Source organism: Bacillus cereus, assembly GCF_002561295.1.
Classification (GTDB): Bacteria; Bacillota; Bacilli; order Bacillales; family Bacillaceae_G; genus Bacillus_A; species Bacillus_A cereus_S.
The window spans coordinates 1-1,307 of the sequence record NZ_NTUG01000074.1 but is presented as its reverse complement, the minus strand read 5'-3'; the positions used below and the strand labels follow the sequence as shown (position 1 = coordinate 1,307).

Here is a 1,307-nt window from a genome sequence, read left to right as displayed (position 1 = left end):
AAAAACTTGGTTGGTACTCATATGGTTGAAGAGTTTGTTAACTCACTTGAATCACCTAGAAAAATTTTATTAATGGTTAACGCAGGGGAAATTACAGATAAAGCAATTGATTCGCTGCTTCCTTACCTTGATAAAGGTGATATTTTAATTGACGGTGGTAATACATACTTTGTCGATACAATTCGCCGAAATAAACGTCTTGCCGAAGAAGGAATCAATTTCATCGGTGCAGGTGTGTCAGGTGGAGAAGAGGGTGCATTGAAGGGGCCGTCTATTATGCCGGGTGGACAGAAGGATGCATATGAAAAAGTGAAAGATATGCTTGAAAATATTTCTGCAAAAGTGAATGACGAGCCTTGCTGTTCTTATATTGGACCGGATGGAGCAGGCCACTATGTAAAGATGGTTCACAACGGTATTGAGTATGGAGATATGCAATTAATTTGTGAGGCATATTTCTTCTTGAAACAAACACTTGATTTGACTGCAGAAGAGTTTCACGAAATATTTGCTGAATGGAATAAGGGCGAACTGAACAGCTATCTAATCGAGATTACAGCAGACATCTTCACGAAGAAAGATGAAGAAACTGGTAAGCCATTAGTGGATGTTATTCTTGATACTGCGGGACAAAAGGGAACAGGGAAATGGACAAGCCAAAGCGCACTTGATTTAGGTATTTCGCTCCCTATTATCACGGAATCTGTATTTGCACGTTGTATTTCTGCTTTAAAAGAAGAGCGCGTGAACGCAAGCAAAGTTTTATCTGGACCTAAAGATAAAACAGCACTTGGAATTGAAAAAGCAGAATTAATTGAAGCAGTACGCCAAGCTTTATATATGAGTAAAATTTGTTCTTATGCACAAGGATTCACGCAATTGAAGGCGGCTTCTGAGGAATATGATTGGAACCTTGATTTTGGCAGCATTTCTATGCTTTGGAGAGGCGGATGTATTATTCGTGCAGCCTTTTTAGAGAACATTAAAGAGGCTTATGAGAAAGACACTGACCTACCGAACCTTTTACTTGATCCATACTTTAAAGAAATTGTAGAGTCATATCAAGGCGGATTACGTCAAATTATCTCATTGGCTGTACAACAGGGCATTCCGGTACCTGCATTTTCAGCAGCAATTTCTTATTATGATAGTTATCGTACTGCGACACTACCAGCAAACTTGTTACAAGCGCAGCGCGATTATTTTGGAGCACATACGTATAAACGAGTGGATAAAGAAGGTACATTCCATACAAAATGGATATAAAATAAAGAATGGACCAAGATTAAATTCTTGGTCCATTTTTT

The 1,307-nt window shown here is 38.6% G+C and carries 1 protein-coding gene; it reads left to right on the top strand.

Going from position 1 to position 1,307, the window contains the following annotated elements:
• On the top strand, positions 1 to 1,266 hold a 1,266-nt coding region (gene gndA / locus CN373_RS24755; RefSeq protein WP_033663908.1), incomplete at its 5' end, for an NADP-dependent phosphogluconate dehydrogenase.
• Positions 1,267 to 1,307 lie beyond the last annotated feature (41 nt).